Origin of the sequence: Aeromonas sp. FDAARGOS 1417 (genome assembly GCF_019046985.1) — a bacterium.
Classification (GTDB): Bacteria; Pseudomonadota; Gammaproteobacteria; order Enterobacterales; family Aeromonadaceae; genus Aeromonas; species Aeromonas veronii.
This window is the reverse complement of record NZ_CP077221.1, coordinates 2131592-2149258: the sequence shown is the minus strand read 5'-3', so window position 1 is coordinate 2149258 and position 17667 is coordinate 2131592. Positions and strand designations below refer to the sequence as shown.

At 59.4% G+C, this 17667-nt stretch carries 19 protein-coding genes; 15 read left to right on the top strand and 4 right to left on the bottom strand.

Features of this window, described 5'->3' with window-relative positions:
* Positions 1-10 precede the first annotated feature (10 nt).
* Both I6L47_RS09645 and I6L47_RS09640 read left to right on the top strand, forming a co-directional pair.
* Positions 11-280 (top strand): succinate dehydrogenase assembly factor 2, encoded by a 270-nt coding sequence (locus I6L47_RS09645; protein ID WP_005335417.1) that lies wholly within the window; start codon positions 11-13, stop codon positions 278-280.
* A 19-nt stretch (positions 281-299) separates the two neighbouring features.
* On the top strand, positions 300-692 hold the full coding sequence (locus I6L47_RS09640; RefSeq protein WP_216949204.1) for a protein YgfX: 393 nt from the start codon (positions 300-302) through the stop codon (positions 690-692).
* Between the two features lie 155 nt (positions 693-847).
* Here I6L47_RS09640 and nadB read toward each other — a convergent pair whose 3' ends face one another.
* Positions 848-2455, bottom strand: coding sequence for an L-aspartate oxidase (nadB, locus tag I6L47_RS09635; RefSeq protein WP_005335413.1), 1608 nt, complete (start codon positions 2453-2455; stop codon positions 848-850).
* Positions 2456-2637: 182 nt separating this feature from the next.
* Between nadB and rpoE the strand changes: the two genes are divergently transcribed.
* From rpoE to cysQ, 11 genes are all read left to right on the top strand, one after another.
* Positions 2638-3219, top strand: a complete 582-nt coding sequence (rpoE, locus tag I6L47_RS09630) for an RNA polymerase sigma factor RpoE (RefSeq protein ID WP_005335411.1) — start codon at positions 2638-2640, stop codon at positions 3217-3219.
* A gap of 22 nt (positions 3220-3241) precedes the next feature.
* Positions 3242-3844: an RseA family anti-sigma factor gene (locus I6L47_RS09625; protein WP_042053918.1), complete on the top strand. Its 603-nt coding sequence runs from the start codon at positions 3242-3244 to the stop codon at positions 3842-3844.
* 21 nt (positions 3845-3865) lie between these two features.
* Positions 3866-4846, top strand: a complete 981-nt coding sequence (locus I6L47_RS09620) for a MucB/RseB C-terminal domain-containing protein (protein ID WP_005335407.1) — start codon at positions 3866-3868, stop codon at positions 4844-4846.
* A gap of 93 nt (positions 4847-4939) precedes the next feature.
* The gene (locus I6L47_RS09615; protein WP_040068038.1) at positions 4940-5401 is read left to right on the top strand and encodes a SoxR reducing system RseC family protein; all 462 of its coding nucleotides are present in this window, start codon (positions 4940-4942) and stop codon (positions 5399-5401) included.
* 116 nt (positions 5402-5517) lie between these two features.
* Positions 5518-7311, top strand: a complete 1794-nt coding sequence (gene lepA / locus I6L47_RS09610; RefSeq protein ID WP_005335396.1) for a translation elongation factor 4 — start codon at positions 5518-5520, stop codon at positions 7309-7311.
* A gap of 3 nt (positions 7312-7314) precedes the next feature.
* Positions 7315-8238, top strand: a complete 924-nt coding sequence (gene lepB, locus I6L47_RS09605; RefSeq protein ID WP_005335395.1) for a signal peptidase I — start codon at positions 7315-7317, stop codon at positions 8236-8238.
* Entirely contained in the window at positions 8239-8910 is a 672-nt protein-coding gene (rnc, locus tag I6L47_RS09600) for a ribonuclease III (RefSeq protein WP_005335394.1), read from the top strand.
* Entirely contained in the window at positions 8907-9806 is a 900-nt protein-coding gene (gene era / locus I6L47_RS09595) for a GTPase Era (protein WP_005335393.1), read from the top strand. Before rnc ends, era begins: the two co-directional genes overlap by 4 nt.
* Positions 9807-10517 (top strand): DNA repair protein RecO, encoded by a 711-nt coding sequence (gene recO, locus I6L47_RS09590; RefSeq protein ID WP_005335391.1) that lies wholly within the window; start codon positions 9807-9809, stop codon positions 10515-10517. It abuts the gene before it with no gap.
* Positions 10518-10601: 84 nt separating this feature from the next.
* Entirely contained in the window at positions 10602-11339 is a 738-nt protein-coding gene (gene pdxJ / locus I6L47_RS09585) for a pyridoxine 5'-phosphate synthase (RefSeq protein WP_005335389.1), read from the top strand.
* Between the two features lie 214 nt (positions 11340-11553).
* Entirely contained in the window at positions 11554-12309 is a 756-nt protein-coding gene (gene cysQ / locus I6L47_RS09580; RefSeq protein WP_216949339.1) for a 3'(2'),5'-bisphosphate nucleotidase CysQ, read from the top strand.
* An 80-nt stretch (positions 12310-12389) separates the two neighbouring features.
* On the opposite strand, the gene I6L47_RS09575 is transcribed toward cysQ, so the two are convergent.
* The 3 genes from I6L47_RS09575 to I6L47_RS09565 all read right to left on the bottom strand — a co-directional run bounded on the left by I6L47_RS09575 (position 12390) and on the right by I6L47_RS09565 (position 14888).
* On the bottom strand, positions 12390-12686 hold the full coding sequence (locus tag I6L47_RS09575) for a YciI family protein (protein ID WP_064341351.1): 297 nt from the start codon (positions 12684-12686) through the stop codon (positions 12390-12392).
* A gap of 24 nt (positions 12687-12710) precedes the next feature.
* On the bottom strand, positions 12711-13274 hold the full coding sequence (locus tag I6L47_RS09570) for a septation protein A (protein WP_005335342.1): 564 nt from the start codon (positions 13272-13274) through the stop codon (positions 12711-12713).
* Positions 13275-13364: 90 nt separating this feature from the next.
* Positions 13365-14888, bottom strand: coding sequence for an aminotransferase class V-fold PLP-dependent enzyme (locus I6L47_RS09565; protein WP_216949203.1), 1524 nt, complete (start codon positions 14886-14888; stop codon positions 13365-13367).
* 175 nt (positions 14889-15063) lie between these two features.
* Between I6L47_RS09565 and I6L47_RS09560 the strand changes: the two genes are divergently transcribed.
* Together I6L47_RS09560 and I6L47_RS09555 are read left to right on the top strand one after the other, a co-directional pair.
* Entirely contained in the window at positions 15064-15699 is a 636-nt protein-coding gene (locus I6L47_RS09560) for a hemolysin III family protein (RefSeq protein ID WP_005335337.1), read from the top strand.
* A 127-nt stretch (positions 15700-15826) separates the two neighbouring features.
* On the top strand, positions 15827-17488 hold the full coding sequence (locus I6L47_RS09555; protein ID WP_005335335.1) for a putative transporter: 1662 nt from the start codon (positions 15827-15829) through the stop codon (positions 17486-17488).
* The last annotated feature ends 179 nt before the right edge of the window (positions 17489-17667 follow it).

The window sequence follows — 17667 nt, the reverse complement described above, 5'->3', positions numbered from 1 at the left end:
GGAGAGTGCCATGTTGAGCCCAGTTGAAAAATCCCGCCTGAAGTGGGCCTGCCGTCGCGGTATGCTCGAGCTGGATGTGATCTTTATGCCCTTTTTCGAACACGAGTTCGACTCCCTGAGCGAAGCCGATCAGCAGACCTTTATCCGCCTGCTGGCGAGCGACGATCCGGATCTGTTCAAATGGTGCATGGGTCATGGTGTCCCTGCCGATCCCGCATTTGCCGCCATGATCCCGATGATCCTGGAGCGCAATCAGGCGCGCCACGACCGCCAGGGGTAATACCGTGGAGCGGGTGATCATGACGGTTCACCCCTCCCGCCATCAGCAATATTTGCTGGTGGCCCTCTTTCTGTTGCTGCTCTGGCCGGTGGCTGGCCTGATTGCCGGTTGGCAGTGGGCGCTGTTGCTGCCCGTCTGGCTGGTGGCGGCCTGGCTGAGCTGGCGGGCGCTCGCCGCGCCCCCGTTCGAGCTTGTCTGGGATGGCCAGTGGCTACAGTGGCAAGGTCGTCGCTATCAGCTCGACAAGAAAAGCCGCATTCTGCCCGGTGTGCTCAGGCTAGCGCTTTGTCCTGATCCGCAAGAGAGTGGAGCCGTGTCGCCACGGCAACTGTGGCTCTTCTCCGACGCCCTTCCCCCCGAACATTACCGCCTGCTGGCGCGAGCCATCCACTTTCTGCCGTCTCGGCGCTGACGCCTGTTTTCCGTGATGACCATGCGCTGATTTATCGCGATAAGCCGCAGCCATGTGGCTGACGGTACTCTTTTTGTGGCTGAAAAGCGGTTGAAAACAAGTGACCCCGCCGGGGCGGGGTCACTGATTGGTGCAACGCTTTGCGGGAAGGGGGATTAATCCCGCTCCGGGGTCAGCACGGTCGGTTTGGAGTCCGGCAGCATATCCGGATGATCCAGGTTGTAGTGCAGGCCGCGGGACTCCTTGCGCTGCAGGGCGCAGTTGACGATAAGTTCGGCCACCTGCAGCAGGTTGCGCAGCTCCAGCAGGTTGTTGGAGACGCGGAAGTTGGCGTAGTACTCCTGCACCTCCTGTTTGAGCAGGTCGATGCGGCGCTTGGCGCGGGCCAGGCGTTTGTTGGTACGCACTATCCCCACGTAGTCCCACATCATCAACCGCAGCTCGTGCCAGTTGTGCTGGATCACCACCAGTTCGTCGGAATCTTCCACTTTGCTCTCGTCCCACACCGGCAGGCGCGGCGGCTCCACACTCATCGGCAGCTTGGCCAGAATGTCGGCCCCCGCCTGATGGGCATAGACTACGCATTCCAGCAGGGAGTTGGATGCCATGCGGTTGGCGCCGTGCAGACCGGTGTAGGTCACTTCACCTATGGCGTAGAGGCCGGGGATATCGGTCTGGCCGTTGTTGTCGATCATCACGCCGCCACAGGTGTAGTGGGCGGCAGGCACGATGGGCATCGGCTCCTTGGTGATGTCGATGCCGACCGCGAGGCAACGCTCATAAATGGTCGGGAAGTGCTTGATGATGAAATCGGCCGGTTTGTGGCTGATATCCAGATACATGCAGTCGGCCCCGAGCCGTTTCATCTCGTGGTCGATGGCGCGGGCGACGATATCCCGTGGCGCCAGCTCGGCCCGCTCGTCAAACTCCGGCATAAAGCGGCTGCCGTCCGGGCGGCGCAGATAAGCCCCCTCGCCACGCAGCGCTTCGGTCAGCAGGAAGTTGGGGTCGTCCGGGTGAAACAGGCTGGTGGGGTGGAACTGGTTGAACTCCAGGTTTGCCACCCGGCAGCCAGCCCGCCATGCCATGGCGATGCCATCGCCAGAGCTCACATCCGGGTTGGATGTGTACTGGTAGACCTTGGAGGCGCCACCGGTGGCCAGCGCCACGAAACGGGCGCGGATCACCTCGACCTGCTCGGCGTTGCGGTTCCAGACGTAGGCGCCCAGCACCTTGTTGCCCGGCAGGTTGAGCTTGCGGGTGGTGATGAGGTCGACCGCGTTGAAACGCTCCATCAGCTGGATATTGGGGTGAGCGCGCACCTGATCGATCAGGGTCAGCTGCACCGCCTTGCCGGTGGCATCCGCCGCGTGGAAGATGCGGCGATGGCTGTGGCCCCCTTCCCGGGTGAGGTGGTACTGGGACTCGCCGTCGGCGTTCTCCTCCTGATCGAAGGGGACCCCTTGCTGAATGAGCCACTGGATGGACTCGCGGGCGTGGCGTGCGGTGAACTCCACCACTGCCGGGTCACACAACCCGGCGCCCGCGTTGAGCGTGTCGCTTACGTGGGATTCGATGCTGTCGGTTTCGTCGAAAACGGCAGCGATGCCTCCTTGCGCATAGAAAGTGGCCCCTTCACTGATGGGCCCCTTGCTCAGAACCAGGACTTTGGCGTGGTCTGCCAATCGCAACGCGAGGGACAAACCAGCGGCACCGCTGCCAATGATCAGTACATCGCAAAGGTATTCAACACTTGCTTTCATAAGTATCATTGGCCTGGATTAAGAACTGGCACCATGGTAGCCCAAGCGAGGGCGAGGATGCAGCCTGCATCACATTTTTTTCAATTGAAGCGAACTTTCTCTGATTCTCCCTGTCTGAACTTGTGCGCTTAGGAAGGGCCGGAAAAGAAAAACGATAACCTGATGGGGGTTTTACGGCTCTGATGAGCGACCAGAATCTACTGGACGAACAGCTGGTTGAACGGGTCCAGCGCGGCGATAAAGCAGCTTTCAACCTGTTGGTAAAAAAATACCAGCATAAGGTGGTCAACCTGGTTGCCAGGTATGTCAACAATCCCGGTGATGTGCCCGATGTGGCGCAAGAGGCCTTTATAAAAGCCTACCGTGCATTGCCGACATTCCGTGGCGAAAGTGCTTTTTACACCTGGTTGTACCGAATTGCCGTGAACACGGCGAAGAATTATCTCACCTCCCAGGGGCGCAGGCCGCCCAGCAGTGATGTGGAGGCTGACGAAGCGGAGTCTTATGGCGGCGGTGAAGCCTTGCAAGAGGTCTCAACCCCCGAAAACCTGGCGCTGACTGACGAGATCAAACGCACCGTGTTTTCAGCCATAGAGGCATTGCCGGAAGACCTGAGGACAGCTATCACCCTTCGCGAACTGGAAGGGCTGAGCTACGAAGAGATTGCCGAAATCATGGATTGCCCAGTGGGTACGGTCAGATCCCGTATCTTCCGGGCGAGGGAAGCAATCGATAAAAAGCTGCAACCTCTGATCGAGAATTAACTGGGGAAAGACGGGTTAACTTATGGCAAATAAAGAGCAAATCTCTGCCCTGATGGATGGTGACCTGAGTGACGCAGAGGTACTGAACGAGCTGGAGATGGACTCCGACTTGCAAGATACCTGGGGTCGTTACCACCTGATCGGCGATGCCATGCGGGGTGACCTGCCGGTCAATCTGCAACTGGATCTCAGTGACAGCATCATGGCTGCGCTGGAGGATGAGCCCACCATACTGGCACCCAAGCCGGTCGAGACGGCTCCCGTACTGCAACCTGCCGTTGCACCGGTCAAGACAGATGCCAATGTGGTTCCGTTGTTCCGCCGTGTCGGTCAGCAACTGGGTCAATATGCCATTGCCGCCTCCGTGGCCGCTGCCGTTATCTTCGGGGTGCAGCAGTATCAGGGGCAGGATGGCGTTCCGGCCAATCCGGTGCTCAATACCATTCCAATCGGTGGCAGTGCGGCGCCGGTGAGTGTTCACTATCCGCAACAGGATGGTGCCCGTGCCCGTCAGCAGGGGCTGACCGAACAGCAGATGCAGGAGCAGCGGGAGCGGATCAACGCCTTCCTGCGTGACCACCAGTTGCAGCAACGCCTGTTGCAAGACAGACAGATCCAACAATAACGAATTGTCAGGGATACAAACGTGCGCCAGTCCAGCCGTATTTTGCTGGCCTCTCTCCTGCTGATCAGTGCCAAGGCCTCGGCCGACGATAAGTCGGCCGAGGCCTTGTTGCAGCAGATGCAGAGTGCCGTGCAGCAACAGAATTTCGAGTTGTCCATGGTCAAGGCCCGTCAGGGGCGTCTTGAACCGATCCGGATCAGCCATGCCGTCATCAACGGCAAGGAAGTTGCCCACCTCAGTTACCTCGACGGCAAGGCGATCGAGTATCTCCAGCGCCAGAACGAATACACCTTCTTTGAAAACAGCCACGATCCCTACACCCTGAAGGATGCCCGCTTCCCCGGCATCTGGTCGACCCTGGTGAAGATGCCGCTGGCGCAGGTGCTGGAGAGCTATGATCCTGTGCTGGCCGGTCGCAGCCGGGTCGCCGGTGTGGTGGCGCAGGTGGTGAGGCTGGTGCCTAAAGAGGCCGACAAATATGGTTTCGTGCTCTGGATTGACGAGCAGAGCCACTTGCTGCTGCGGATCGACATGGTCGAGCGGGAAGGCAATCTGGTGGAGCAGGTACTTGGTGTCGAACTGGATCTGCAGAGCAAACCGGCCCCCTGGCTGGTGAAGCTGGCCAACAGCAAGCAGCCTCCGGCGCTGGCGCTGGAGGATGCCTATCCGGCGCCGCAACAGCAGTTGAACTGGCAAATCACCTGGCTGCCCGATGGCTTCAAGGTGCTGTCGCAAGACCGGCACCAGCTGGTGACCACCAGTATGCCGGTGGACTACATGATGCTCTCCGACGGGCTGGTGGATCTCTCGGTCTACGTCTCCCGGGTCGATCCCAAGCAGGCGGTGCGCCAGCAGCTGATCCGCCAGGGGGCGACCTCGCTGGTGAGCTATGTCAACGAGGTGGGGGTCGAGATCACCGTGGTCGGCGAGGTGCCTGCCGAAACCGCCAAGCGCATCGCCGAGTCGGTCCAGCCGCTGGCCCGCAACGAAGCGGTGCAGTAACGGGGGATGCGGGGGTGTTCCCCGCTTGCCGAGCGTGGCGAGTCGTGGTCAGATCCCCTGATTAAGTGAACCCGAGGTGTTGCCGTGAATGAGATGAGTGAAGAGCTGGCGACTGTGGTGGCCATTGAGGGTGACCATGCCTGGGTGGAATGTGAGCGTCGCTCCGCCTGCAGTGGTTGTCAGCAGCAATCCAACTGCGGTACCGGCACCGTGGCCAAGGCGTTTCCCCTGAAAGCTCCCCGCTTGCGAGTCAGGCTGACCGCCGAGGTGCGGGTTGGCCAGCAAGTTAGGCTCGGTATCCCGCAAGAGAGTCTGCTGCGCGGGGCGGCGCTGGTCTATGTGCTGCCGCTTTTCTGTCTGTTGGCCGGCGCCTTGCTGGGGCAGCTCTGGCTGGCACCGCTGCTCTCGGGCGGGGAGGGAATTACCATTCTCTGCTGCCTGCTGGGGGGCGTGCTGGGCTTTTTACTGGTTCGTTACTTTTCCAACCGCCTGGATCAGGGGCGCTACGGCCCGCAGATGCTCGGCGTCGTGGTCCCTGTCCGCATCCTCCCCTGACTGAACAGGCGCTATTTCACTGGCGCCGGCGACTAAAGAATGGCCGTCAGCCGGGTTATCCAGTAAAATCGCGCCTCCATAACTGACCTTAACTAATTTTGAGTGACTCTTGCTCGATGAAACACATTCGTAACTTTTCGATTATTGCGCACATCGACCACGGTAAATCGACCCTGTCGGACCGTCTGATCCAGACTTGCGGTGGCTTGTCCGACCGCGAGATGCAGGCTCAGGTGCTTGACTCCATGGATTTGGAGCGCGAGCGCGGCATTACCATCAAAGCACAGAGTGTGACCCTGAACTACCAGGCACAAGACGGTAACACCTACCAGCTGAACTTTATTGACACCCCGGGCCACGTGGATTTCTCCTACGAGGTCTCCCGCTCTTTGGCGGCCTGTGAAGGGGCGCTGCTGGTGGTGGATGCCGGCCAGGGGGTTGAGGCACAGACTCTGGCCAACTGCTATACCGCCATGGAAATGGATTTGGAAGTGGTGCCGGTGCTGAACAAGATTGACCTGCCAGCCGCAGAGCCCGAGCGGGTTGCCGAGGAGATCGAAGACATCGTCGGTATCGACGCGGTCGATGCGGTGCGCTGCTCCGCCAAGACCGGCTTGGGTGTTGATCTGGTGCTGGAAGAGATCGTCGCCAAGATCCCGGCACCGGAAGGTGATCCGGATGCCCCGCTGCAGGCGCTGATCATCGACTCCTGGTTCGACTCCTATCTGGGCGTTGTCTCTTTGGTGCGGATCAAGAACGGTTCCCTGAAGAAGAACGACAAGATCAAGGTGATGAGCACCGGTCAGGTGTGGGGTGTCGATCGTATCGGTATCTTCACGCCCAAGCAGGTGGATACCCAGGGTCTGGGCTGTGGCGAGGTAGGTTGGGTTGTCTGCGGTATCAAGGACATCCACGGCGCGCCGGTGGGCGATACCCTGACTCAGGCCAAGAACGGTGCCGACAAGGCGCTGGCTGGCTTCAAGAAGGTGAAGCCGCAGGTTTATGCGGGTCTGTTCCCTATCTCCAGCGATGACTACGAGTCGTTCCGTGACGCCCTCGACAAGCTCTCCCTGAACGATGCCTCCCTGTTCTTCGAACCTGAGAGCTCTACTGCGCTGGGCTTCGGCTTCCGTTGTGGCTTCCTCGGCATGCTGCACATGGAGATCATTCAGGAGCGTCTGGAGCGTGAATACGATCTGGATCTGATCACCACGGCGCCGACCGTAGTGTACGAGATCGAGCTGACCGACGGCTCCACCATCCATATCGACAGCCCGGCCCAGATGCCCGCCATCACCAGCATCAAGGAGATGCGCGAGCCGATCGCCGAGTGTCATATCCTGCTGCCGCAGGAGTACATGGGCAACGTGATCACCCTCTGTATCGAGAAGCGTGGCGTGCAGACCAACATGGTCTACCACGGCAAGCAGGTGGCGCTGACCTATGAAATCCCGATGGCGGAAGTGGTGCTCGACTTCTTCGACCGTCTGAAATCCACCAGTCGTGGTTACGCCTCGCTGGACTATGGCTTCAAGCGTTTCGAAACCTCCGACATGGTCCGTCTGGATATCATGATCAACGGTGAGCGCGTCGATGCCCTGGCCATCATCACCCACAAGGACAACGCCCAGTATCGCGGTCGTCAGGTGGTGGAGAAGATGCGCGAGCTGATCCCGCGCCAGATGTTCGATATCGCGATTCAGGCGGCCATCGGCAACCAGATCATCGCTCGCAGCACCGTCAAGGCTCTGCGTAAAGACGTAACCGCCAAGTGTTACGGTGGTGACGTGAGTCGTAAGAAGAAACTGCTGAACAAGCAGAAAGAAGGTAAGAAGCGGATGAAGTCCCTCGGCCGTGTCGACGTGCCGCAGGAAGCCTTCCTCGCGATTCTCCACGTCGGAAAGGATTAATAGATGGCAAGCACGTTTTCCCTGATCCTGGTGGTGGTCTGCGCGATCACCGGTGTTATCTGGTGTCTGGACAAGATGATTTGGTCCAAGCAGCGCGCCGCCAAGATTGCCGTGGCTCGTGCCCATGGCGGTGCCCACCTGGATGAGAAGACCCTGGCCAAGGTGGCCCCCGTGCCGGTCTGGATTGAGCAGACCGCCGGGGTCTTCCCGGTCATCACCTTTGTGCTGATCCTGCGTTCGTTCATTTTTGAACCGTTCCAGATCCCGTCAGGTTCCATGATGCCCACCCTGCTGGTGGGCGACTTCATCCTGGTGGAAAAATTTGCCTACGGTCTGCGGGACCCGGTGACCAACACCAAGTTCCTCGAGACTGGCGAGCCCAAGCGTGGCGACGTGGTGGTGTTCAAGTATCCCCTTGAACCGCGCGTTGACTACATCAAGCGGGTGGTCGGCATGCCGGGTGATCGGGTCATCTATCGCAACAAGGAGCTGATGATCCGGCCCAAGTGCGAAGAGCAGGAAGGGAAAACGTGTCCGGGCTTCAAGAAGCTCGACGTCAAGTTTGAACAAAGAGGCGAATTTACCCAGATGGGGATCCCCCTTGATCGCTATACCGAGCAGTTGGGCGATGTCTCCCACGAGACCCTGCGCAATCCGCTGATGCCCGACATGGTTGGCCGTTACTATCGCCAGCCTGGCACCTACCCCGATGAGTGGGTGGTACCGGAAGGCCAGTATTTCGTGATGGGCGACAACCGCGACAACAGCACCGACAGCAGATTCTGGGGCTTTGTGCCCGAGCAGAATCTGGTCGGCAAGGCGGTCGCTATCTGGATAAGTTTTGAATTCGAGCGCGAAGAAGGCTCCCTGCTGCCAAGTTGGGTACCGACAGGTGTGCGCTTCAACCGCATTGGCGGAATCAAGTAAATGAATATCAAGATGAACAGACTGCAGTCCCGTCTCGGGCATGTCTTTGCGGATCTGGAACTGCTGACCCGGGCGCTGACTCACCGCAGCGCCGGTTCCCGTCACAATGAGCGACTGGAATTTCTGGGTGACTCCATTTTGAGTCTGGTGATTGCCGACGATCTCTTCCACCGCTTCCCGCAAGCGGCGGAAGGGGATCTCAGCCGGATGCGCGCCACCCTGGTGCGCGAGAAGACCCTGGCGGAACTGGGCCGGGAGTTCGACCTCGGGGATCACCTGATCCTCGGCCCCGGCGAACTCAAGAGCGGCGGTTTTCGCCGCGAATCCATTCTGGCCGATACGGTCGAGGCGGTGATCGGTGCCGTCTATCTGGATACCAATCTTGAGACGGTGCGGACACTGCTGCTGAGCTGGTACGCCAGCCGCCTGGAAGAGATCAAGCCGGGCATCGAGCAGAAAGATCCCAAGACCCGTCTGCAAGAAATTTTGCAGGGAAGCCGCAAATCCCTGCCGACCTACACTGTGACCAACGTCAAGGGCGAGGCCCACAACCAGGAGTTCACCGTCCAGTGTGACGTGGAAGGTCTGGATGGTCCCCTCGTCGGGGTCGGCACCAGCCGTCGCAAGGCCGAACAGGCCGCGGCGCAGCAAGCATTGGAAAAACTGTCATGACAGATACTACCTACTGCGGCTTTGTCGCCATCGTGGGCCGCCCGAACGTGGGCAAGTCCACCCTGCTCAACAAGCTGCTTGGCCAGAAGGTCAGCATTACCTCGAAGAAACCCCAGACCACCCGTCACCGGATTTTGGGGATCGACACCGAGGATAACTACCAGACCATCTATGTAGATACCCCGGGTCTGCACATTGAAGAGAAACGGGCCATCAACCGCCTGATGAACCGTGCCGCCACCAGTTCGCTGGGTGATGTGGCCATGGTGGTGTTCATGGTCGACGGTACCCACTGGACCAAAGATGACGAGATGGTGCTGGGCAAGCTGCGCAATCTCAAGTGCCCGGTGGTGCTGGCGGTCAACAAGATCGACAACGTCAAAGAGAAAGAAGATCTGCTGCCCCACCTCGAGTGGCTGGGCCAACAGATGAACTTCGCCCATATTCTGCCCATCAGTGCCGAAAAGGGCACCAACGTGGAGAAGATCCGCGAGTGGGCCAAGGATCTGCTGCCGGAAAACGTCCATTTCTTCCCGGAAGATTACGTGACTGACCGCTCCTCCCGCTTTATGGCCTCCGAAATCATCCGCGAGAAGCTGATGCGCTTCACCGGTGAGGAGTTGCCCTACTCGGTGACGGTGGAGATCGAGCGCTTCAAGGTGGAAGAGAACGGCCTCTATCACATCCACGGCCTCATTCTGGTCGAGCGCGATGGCCAGAAGAAGATGGTTATCGGCAACAAGGGTGAGAAGATCAAGACCATAGGCACCGAGGCGCGCCTCGACATGGAACGTCTGTTCCAGAACAAGGTGCACCTGGAGCTGTGGGTCAAGGTCAAGTCGGGCTGGGCTGATGATGAGCGCGCCCTGCGCAGCCTCGGGTATGGCGACGACTGATTGCTGACCCCGGCTTTCGTCATCCACAGTCGGCCCTATCGGGAGACCAGCCAGCTGGTCGAGGTCTTCACCCAGGATAGTGGCCGATTTACTCTGGTGGCTCGCGGTTCTCGCGGGCCACGTTCCCCTCTCAAGGGGCTGTTGCAACCCTTTACCCTGCTCACCATCGCCTGGCGCGGCAAGGGCGATCTCAAGAACCTCACCCAGGTCGAATGCCCGGATCACTCCCTGCGTCTCGGCGGCGATCGCCTCTTCTACGGCCTCTATCTCAACGAGCTGGTCTACTACCTGCTGGAAGCGCACACCCCCTTCCCCGAAGTGTTTGATGCCTATGCCCGAGCCATCATGGCGCTGGCCGATGGCGAGACGCCGGAGCTGCCGCTGCGTCGCTTCGAGTTCCTGCTGTTGCAGGCGCTCGGCTATGCGGTGGATTTCGAATACACGGCGGACGACGAGTCGCCTATCGAGCCGACCCTACTCTATGGCTTCGAGCGTGAATTGGGCTTTGTTGCTTGCGAGCGGGCGCCGGATCCCCGTACCCTGTTTCTCGGTGCCCACCTGCTCGCCTTTGCCGAGGGACGTTTCGATACCCCTCCCTTGCTGCAGGCGGCCAAACGTTTCAGCCGATTGGCACTGCAACCCTATCTGGGCAAGCGCCAGCTAAAGAGCCGGGAGCTGTTTTTAAAACGCAAAGCCAGTATGCAAGGCTGACACAGATTACAGACATACGGACATTGGCGCGGTGTGATTCGCTGACCGCGCAGTCAACAGATGAAGCCTTTCAAGGAGTTCTCAATGAGTGAAATCTATCTGGGTGTGAACATCGACCATATCGCGACTCTGCGCAACGCCCGTGGCACCCAGTATCCGGATCCGGTACAGGCCGCCTTCGTGGCCGAACAGGCAGGGGCCGATGGCATTACCGTGCATCTGCGTGAAGATCGTCGCCACATCACCGACCGCGACGTGGAGATCCTGCGCCAGACTATCCAGACCAGAATGAATCTGGAAATGGCGGTGACCGAAGAGATGATCGGTATCGCCTGCCGCATCAAGCCCCATTTCGTCTGTCTGGTGCCGGAGAAGCGCACCGAGGTGACCACCGAAGGCGGTCTGGACGTGGCCGGTCAGCTGGACAAGGTGACTGACGCTGTTGCCCGTCTCTCCGCTGTGGGGGCCCAGGTTTCCCTCTTTATCGATGCCGACCCAATCCAGATCGATGCAGCTGCCGAGAGTGGCGCCCCCTTTATCGAGATCCATACCGGCCGTTACGCCGATGCCACCACCGATGCTGAGCGCAACGCTGAGTTCAAGCGTATCGCCGCCGGCGCCTCCTATGCCGCTGGCAAGGGCTTGAAGGTCAATGCCGGTCACGGCCTGCACTACCACAACGTCAAGGCCATCGCCGCCATCCCCGAGCTCTATGAGCTCAACATCGGCCACGCCATCATCGGCCGCGCCGCCTTCGATGGTCTGGCCAAGGCCGTAAGCGATATGCGCCTGTTGATGCAGGAAGCTCGTCAGGGGATCTGAGTTGCAAAATAGGCCCGCGGCCTGAGACCGGTCGCTAGAAATAACAAGGGACGCCACGGCGTCCTTTGTTATTTCAGGTGTTGTTCAAGTGAGGGCAATGGGCTGGCGGCCACCGAGCTGTAATAACCCAGCACAATCGGCTATAAGCAGTTGATGTCAAAAGGGTTACACTGGTTGACCCTGTGAGTTGGACGAGATTGTTATGGATCACCCCCTGTACTACCCCGATATCACCGAACTTGAACCTGTCGCTCGCGCGGCGGGAGCGGCCATCATGGCCATCTACAGCCAGCCCTTCGCGGTGGAGTACAAGAGCGACGAGAGCCCGCTCACGGCGGCCGACAAGGGGGCTCATGAGGTGATCGTTCTGGGGTTGGCACGGCTGACTCCGGATATTCCCGTATTGTCGGAGGAGTCTGGGTCCGAGGTGATGGCGGCGCGCCACGGCTGGTCCCGCTACTGGCTGGTGGATCCCCTCGACGGCACCAAGGAGTTTGTCTCGCGCAACGGCGAGTTCACCGTCAATATCGCGCTGATTGAAGGGGGGGCGCCGCGTTGGGGGCTGGTCTATGCCCCTGTGCTGGACAAGCTCTGGTATGGCGGAAAGGGTCTCGGTGCCTGGCGCATCGCCGATGGCAAGCGCGAGCCTATCCAGACCCGGCCTCATCGTGAAGGCGAGGCGTGGCGAGTGGTGGGCAGTCGCAACCACCTGTCGCAGGAGACCCTCGATTTCTTGGCTCCTTTTGGCGAGATCGAGCTGGTCTCGATGGGCAGCTCCCTCAAGTTCTGCATCATTGCCGAGGGGGGCGCCGAGCTCTATCCGCGCCTTGCTCCTACTTGCGAGTGGGACACCGGCGCTGCGCAGGCGGTGCTGGAGGGGGCCGGTGGCAGCGTCACCCAACTCGATGGCTCGTCCCTTGTCTACAACAAGTCCGATATTCTCAACCCCTGGTTTGTCGCCAGGGCGTAAGCCTGATGTCGGGATGCAAAAAGGCCGGACTGGAATGAACTTCCAGTCCGGCCTTTTTTATTTCGCTATTCGCTTTGTGGTCAGAAGACCTTTTTGAACGGCTTGATGGTGACCTTGGCGTAAACACCGGCGGTCACATAAGGGTCGGCATCAGCCCAGGCTTTGGCGTCCGCCAGCGAGGCAAACTCGGCGATGACGGTGCTGCCGGTAAAGCCTGCATCGGCCGGATCCTCGGCGTCGATAGCCGGGTTGGGACCGGCGGTCAGCAGGCGACCCTCATCCTGCAGCGCTTGCAGGCGAGCCAGATGGGCAGGGCGAACTTGCTTGCGCAGTGGCAGGCTATCGGGGACATCTTCGGAGTAGATGAGATACCACATGAGAGGATCCTTTTCTGATGAGGGTTATTCTTTGGGTTCGTCTTTTTGCTGGGACAACTGCTCGGCAGGGATGTGGCGATAGAGATAGACGCCGCTCAGCAGGGTAAAGACCAGCGTCATCCCCAGCAGGCCGAACACCTTGAAGTTGACCCACATCTCCTGCGGCAGGTTGAACGCCACATAGAGGTTGAGCAGGCCACAGACGGTAAAGAAGCCGACCCAGCCGAGATTGACTGTGTCCCAGACCTTATCGGGTGCTTGCAGCTCCTTGGCGAGCATCTGTTTGATCAGATTCTTGCCAAAGCCGTAGCGGCTGATAAGCAGACCCAGTGCGAACAGCACGTTGATGACGGTCACTTTCCACTTGATGAAGGTGTCATCGTGGAAGAAGACGGTGAGGCCACCGAAGAAGCCGACCAGCAGGAAGGTAAAGAGCTGCATCTTCTCGACCTTGCGATAGCGGATCCAGCTATAGGCGAGCTGCAGACCGGTGACCACCACCAGTGCGCCGGTAGCCATGTAGATGTCGTAGAACTTGTAGACCGCGAAGAAAACGATAAGTGGAATAAATTCAATAAATTGCTTCATTGTTGGCGCCTAGTCCTCAAAAATGGCCTGCAAATTTCGCCCAGTCTACCTGCATGGCGGACAACGGCAAATGAATAAGACCGCTCATTTTTACGCCGGTTCCGCGCTGTCGCCAAACAGTTGGCGTGCAATCGAGATCCCCAGTCGCTGCTGATCGGCCAGCAGGTCGCGGATATGGCGCTCTTCAATCAGAGGGTTGAGCAGCACGGCGCGCAGCAGGGTAAGCGGCTGGGCACCGTAGCGCACCACCGCCCGCTGGGTGCGGGAGACAAAGCTGTGCCCCTCGGCCCGCTGGGCTTTTTGCAGTGCCACGTTGAAGTCGTTGATCTGCGCGTTGGCCGCTTCGTCCAGTGCTTTGCCCTGCAGATGGGGCGGGATGCAGCGGTAGGAGAGCAGGTTCATCACCGGTGCCGACATCAGCTCGAAGGCGGGATTGCTGGTGATGAGCTCGGCCATCAGTCGCGCCCGGTCGTAGTTGGCTTCGATAAGCTCAGCATAGCCTTGCTGGCCGAAGAGTTGGAAGGCGGCATCCAGATAGAGGGCATTGGCCGGGCGGGTGCCCTCCAGGGTAAAGCGACCCTGATCGAACGAGGTGGCGCGAATGGCGTAGGGCGCCTCTCGCTTGACCGCCATCATCAGGTCGGGCTGGCGGCAGAGCAGCATGCCGGTACCGAGCGGCACCAGCAGCTGTTTGTGGCCATCGAGGGTGACGGTGTCGGCGTGCTCTATTCCGGCCAGCAGACCTTGATAGCGGGGGGAGAAGAGGGTCGGGCCGCCCCAGGCTGCATCCACGTGGAAGTGGATCTGCTCGCGCTCGGCTATGGCGGCCAGCTCAGGCAGGGGGTCGATGGAGCCAAAGTCGGTACTGCCAGCCACGCCGACCAGCGCCAGCACTTTCAATTTCTGCTCTTTGCACTGGATCAGCGCCTGCTCCAGCGCAGCCAGACTGAGCCGGTTCTGCTCGTCGGTCTCAAGGCGCCCGACGCTGCGAGCGCCCAGTCCCAGCAGATCCATCCCCTTGTCGAAGGAGTAGTGCATCAGCCGGGAACCCAGAATGACGGCGCCGCGATAGCCCTGCTCAAAGAGGGCGAACAGGTTGTCGCCACAGGCGCTGTTGCGGGCCAGCCAGAGGGCGGTGACGTTGGCGATGGTGCCACCGCTGGTCATGACGCCGAGGGCGGCATCCTTGGCATGCATCTGCTCGCCGTAGAAGGCATCGTCCCTGCCATAGATGAGGCGGTGCAGCTTGGCCAGCACCTCCCGCTCCAGAAAGCTGAGCAGGCGGGAGGACTCCATCTTCATCGGATTCTGGTTCAGCATCACCAGCAGGCGCGACAGCTCGGCGGTATAGGCTGGCAGTGGCGCCGTCATATGGCCCATGTAGCGTGGCGAGGTGAGGTGCGAGGCGCCGGGTACCAGAGTAGCCAGCCGCGCCAGATACTCCTCGATAGGTTGGCCGACTGCTGGCATGCGGGATTGATCGAGCTGGTGGGTGAACAGGTCGCGCTGATAGGGGGCCTGACTGTCGTCGGAGTGGTGGAAGCTCTCCAGCAAGGTGTTCATCGCCTCGCCAAAGGCGGGATCCGCTTGTGCAAACAGCTCAGTCAACTTCATCAGGTTCTCCAGACCAGTTCACCGGGGTAGGTGTCTATGCCGCTTGTCTCGGGCATCGGCGGCAGAGCATACACCAAAGGTTGGCAGGTGACAGCCACTCCATTTTTTAAGCGAACACTTGTACTCCGAAATGGCGCTGGGTAGAGTGAGCCACAGTTATTGTGGAGTCGATGTTATGAGTGGTGTGATGGATTACTCCCCCCGGGAGGAGCTGGCAAACCGGCTGAGCCACGGTGCGGGATTGTTGCTGGGGATTGTCGGGTTGGTGCTGTTGCTCATCAAGGGATGGGGGCAGGGCACGCAGGCGCTGGTGAGTTACAGCCTTTATGGTGGCAGTCTGGTGCTGCTCTATCTCGCCTCGACCCTTTACCACAGCATGGCGGAAGGGCGGGCCAGACGCTGGTGCAAGGTGTTTGATCACTGTGCCATCTATCTGCTGATCGCCGGTACTTATACCCCCTTTCTGCTGGTGGCGCTCGACACGCCGCTGGCGAAAGGGTTGATGGTGGTGATCTGGGCCCTGGCGCTGGCTGGCGTGGTGTTCAAGCTGGTGTTTATCAACCGCTTCAAGAAGTTGTCGCTCTTTACCTACCTGATGCTGGGTTGGCTATCGCTGGTGGTCATCTACCAGCTCTATATCCATCTGGCCGGTGAGGGGCTGCTGCTGCTCGGGCTTGGCGGCCTTATCTACAGCCTCGGGGTCATCTTCTATGTGGCCAAGCAGATCCCCTATAACCACGCCATCTGGCATCTCTTTGTGCTGGGTGGCAGCGTTTGTCACTTTATGGCCATTTACGGCTACGTCGCCTAACGTCTTGCAACTAGCCCTTAATTGGTATTTTTAGCGCGTAAAAGGATAAATTCGTGCGGTATCACACAGTTGGCATCAGCGTTTGCTGACAAGCTAGGGCCAGTTCAATTCGCAAAGGATGCACGAAATGAGTGAAATCGCGCTTTCCATCAGCATGTTGTCGCTGGTGGCAGTGCTAGGACTCTGGCTGGGAAACTGGCGAGTCTATGGCGTTGGGTTAGGAATAGGGGGGGTGCTGTTCGGCGGCATCATTGTGGGTCACTTTGCAGGTGCCTCCGATCTCGCGCTGGATGCACAAACGCTTCACTTTATTCAAGAATTTGGCCTGATCCTGTTTGTCTATACCATCGGCATCCAGGTCGGGCCGGGTTTCTTCTCGTCATTGCGCAGTTCGGGTCTCAAACTCAACGCCTTTGCCGCCTTGCTGGTCATCCTTGGCTGCGTGGTGGCCGCTGGCTTGCATCAATTTTTCGATGTGCCGTTGCCGGTCATTCTGGGGGTCTTCTCCGGTGCCGTCACCAATACGCCATCCCTCGGTGCGGGCCAGCAGATCCTGGCCGAGCTGGGCGCCGCGCCCGGTTCTACCGGCCTGATGGGGATGGGGTATGCGGTTGCCTATCCGTTTGGTATCTGTGGCATTTTGCTCACCATGTGGCTGGTCAGGGTCTTCTTTCGCATCAAGATCGACGATGAAGCCGCCCAGTTCGAGCTACAAACCGGTAAAACCAAGGAGAGCTTGCAGACCATCAACATCGCGGTGCGCAACCCCAACATGCACGGCCTGATGCTGAGCGAGATCCCGAGTCTCGACGAGTCTGATGTCATCTGTTCACGGCTCAAACGGGGCGACGAACTGATGGTGCCACGGCCGGAATCCCGTATCGAACTGGGCGACCTGCTGCACCTGGTCGGTGAGCGTCATGCGCTGCACAAGGTGTTGCTGGTGCTGGGGGAGGAGGTGGAGACCTCGCTCTCGACCCGGGGCACCGATCTGCGCGTCGAGCGGGTAGTGGTGACCAACGAACAGGTTCTTGGCAAGAAGATCCGCGATCTTGACATTAAACAGCGCTATGACGTGGTGATCTCCCGTCTCAACCGGGCTGGCATCGAACTGGTGCCGACGAGTCAGACCAGCCTGCAGTTTGGCGATATTCTCAACCTGGTGGGGCGCCTCGATGCCATCGAAGCGGTGACCAATGTGGTCGGCAACGTGCAGCAAAAACTGCAGCAGGTGCAGATGTTGCCGGTATTTATCGGGATTGGCCTTGGCGTATTGCTCGGCTCTATCCCCTTCTATCTGCCCGGTTTCCCGGCCGCTCTCAAATTGGGTCTGGCGGGTGGGCCGCTGGTGGTGGCACTGATCCTGTCGCGGATCGGCAGCATCGGCAAGCTCTACTGGTTCATGCCCCCCAGTGCCAACCTGGCGCTGCGGGAGATCGGCATTGTACTTTTTCTGGCGGTGGTCGGATTCAAGTCCGGTGCCGGTTTTGTCGACACCCTGATCAACGGTGATGGCCCGGCCTGGATGCTCTACGGCATGGCGATTACCCTGATCCCGCTGCTGGTGGTCGGTGTGCTGGCGCGCCTCTACGGCAAGATGAACTATCTGACCCTGTGCGGCTTGCTGGCCGGCTCCATGACAGACCCTCCCGCGCTGGCCTTTGCCAACGCCATGCACCCGACCAGTGGCGCCAGTGCGCTCTCATACGCCACTGTCTACCCGCTGGTGATGTTCCTGCGGATCATCTCGCCGCAACTGCTGGCCATCATCCTCTGGGCTGGCGCCTAGAGTTAATCCTGCCGGAGCATGCTTTGTCATGCTCCTGTCATTATTCTGTAATTTATTGATAATTTTGGTTTTTACCATTATCGCAACCTCGTTTTATACACTTCTGTCTGGCTGAACAGTTCAGCCTCAAATCGGTCTATCCTTTCGAATTTTCGAGCTGGTTATTTTTTCCCTCAGTC

Coding starts and splice junctions, on each gene's coding strand:
- I6L47_RS09565 (WP_216949203.1), bottom strand. CDS start 14,888: ATGAAGTTGACTGAGCTGTTTGCACAAGCGGATCCCGCCTTTGGCGAG.
- I6L47_RS09640 (WP_216949204.1), top strand. CDS start 300: ATGACGGTTCACCCCTCCCGCCATCAGCAATATTTGCTGGTGGCCCTC.
- rnc (WP_005335394.1), top strand. CDS start 8,239: ATGAATATCAAGATGAACAGACTGCAGTCCCGTCTCGGGCATGTCTTT.
- pdxJ (WP_005335389.1), top strand. CDS start 10,602: ATGAGTGAAATCTATCTGGGTGTGAACATCGACCATATCGCGACTCTG.
- nadB (WP_005335413.1), bottom strand. CDS start 2,455: ATGAAAGCAAGTGTTGAATACCTTTGCGATGTACTGATCATTGGCAGC.
- I6L47_RS09575 (WP_064341351.1), bottom strand. CDS start 12,686: ATGTGGTATCTCATCTACTCCGAAGATGTCCCCGATAGCCTGCCACTG.
- I6L47_RS09615 (WP_040068038.1), top strand. CDS start 4,940: ATGAGTGAAGAGCTGGCGACTGTGGTGGCCATTGAGGGTGACCATGCC.
- I6L47_RS09645 (WP_005335417.1), top strand. CDS start 11: ATGTTGAGCCCAGTTGAAAAATCCCGCCTGAAGTGGGCCTGCCGTCGC.
- I6L47_RS09570 (WP_005335342.1), bottom strand. CDS start 13,274: ATGAAGCAATTTATTGAATTTATTCCACTTATCGTTTTCTTCGCGGTC.
- rpoE (WP_005335411.1), top strand. CDS start 2,638: ATGAGCGACCAGAATCTACTGGACGAACAGCTGGTTGAACGGGTCCAG.
- lepB (WP_005335395.1), top strand. CDS start 7,315: ATGGCAAGCACGTTTTCCCTGATCCTGGTGGTGGTCTGCGCGATCACC.
- era (WP_005335393.1), top strand. CDS start 8,907: ATGACAGATACTACCTACTGCGGCTTTGTCGCCATCGTGGGCCGCCCG.
- lepA (WP_005335396.1), top strand. CDS start 5,518: ATGAAACACATTCGTAACTTTTCGATTATTGCGCACATCGACCACGGT.
- I6L47_RS09625 (WP_042053918.1), top strand. CDS start 3,242: ATGGCAAATAAAGAGCAAATCTCTGCCCTGATGGATGGTGACCTGAGT.
- I6L47_RS09555 (WP_005335335.1), top strand. CDS start 15,827: ATGAGTGAAATCGCGCTTTCCATCAGCATGTTGTCGCTGGTGGCAGTG.
- I6L47_RS09560 (WP_005335337.1), top strand. CDS start 15,064: ATGAGTGGTGTGATGGATTACTCCCCCCGGGAGGAGCTGGCAAACCGG.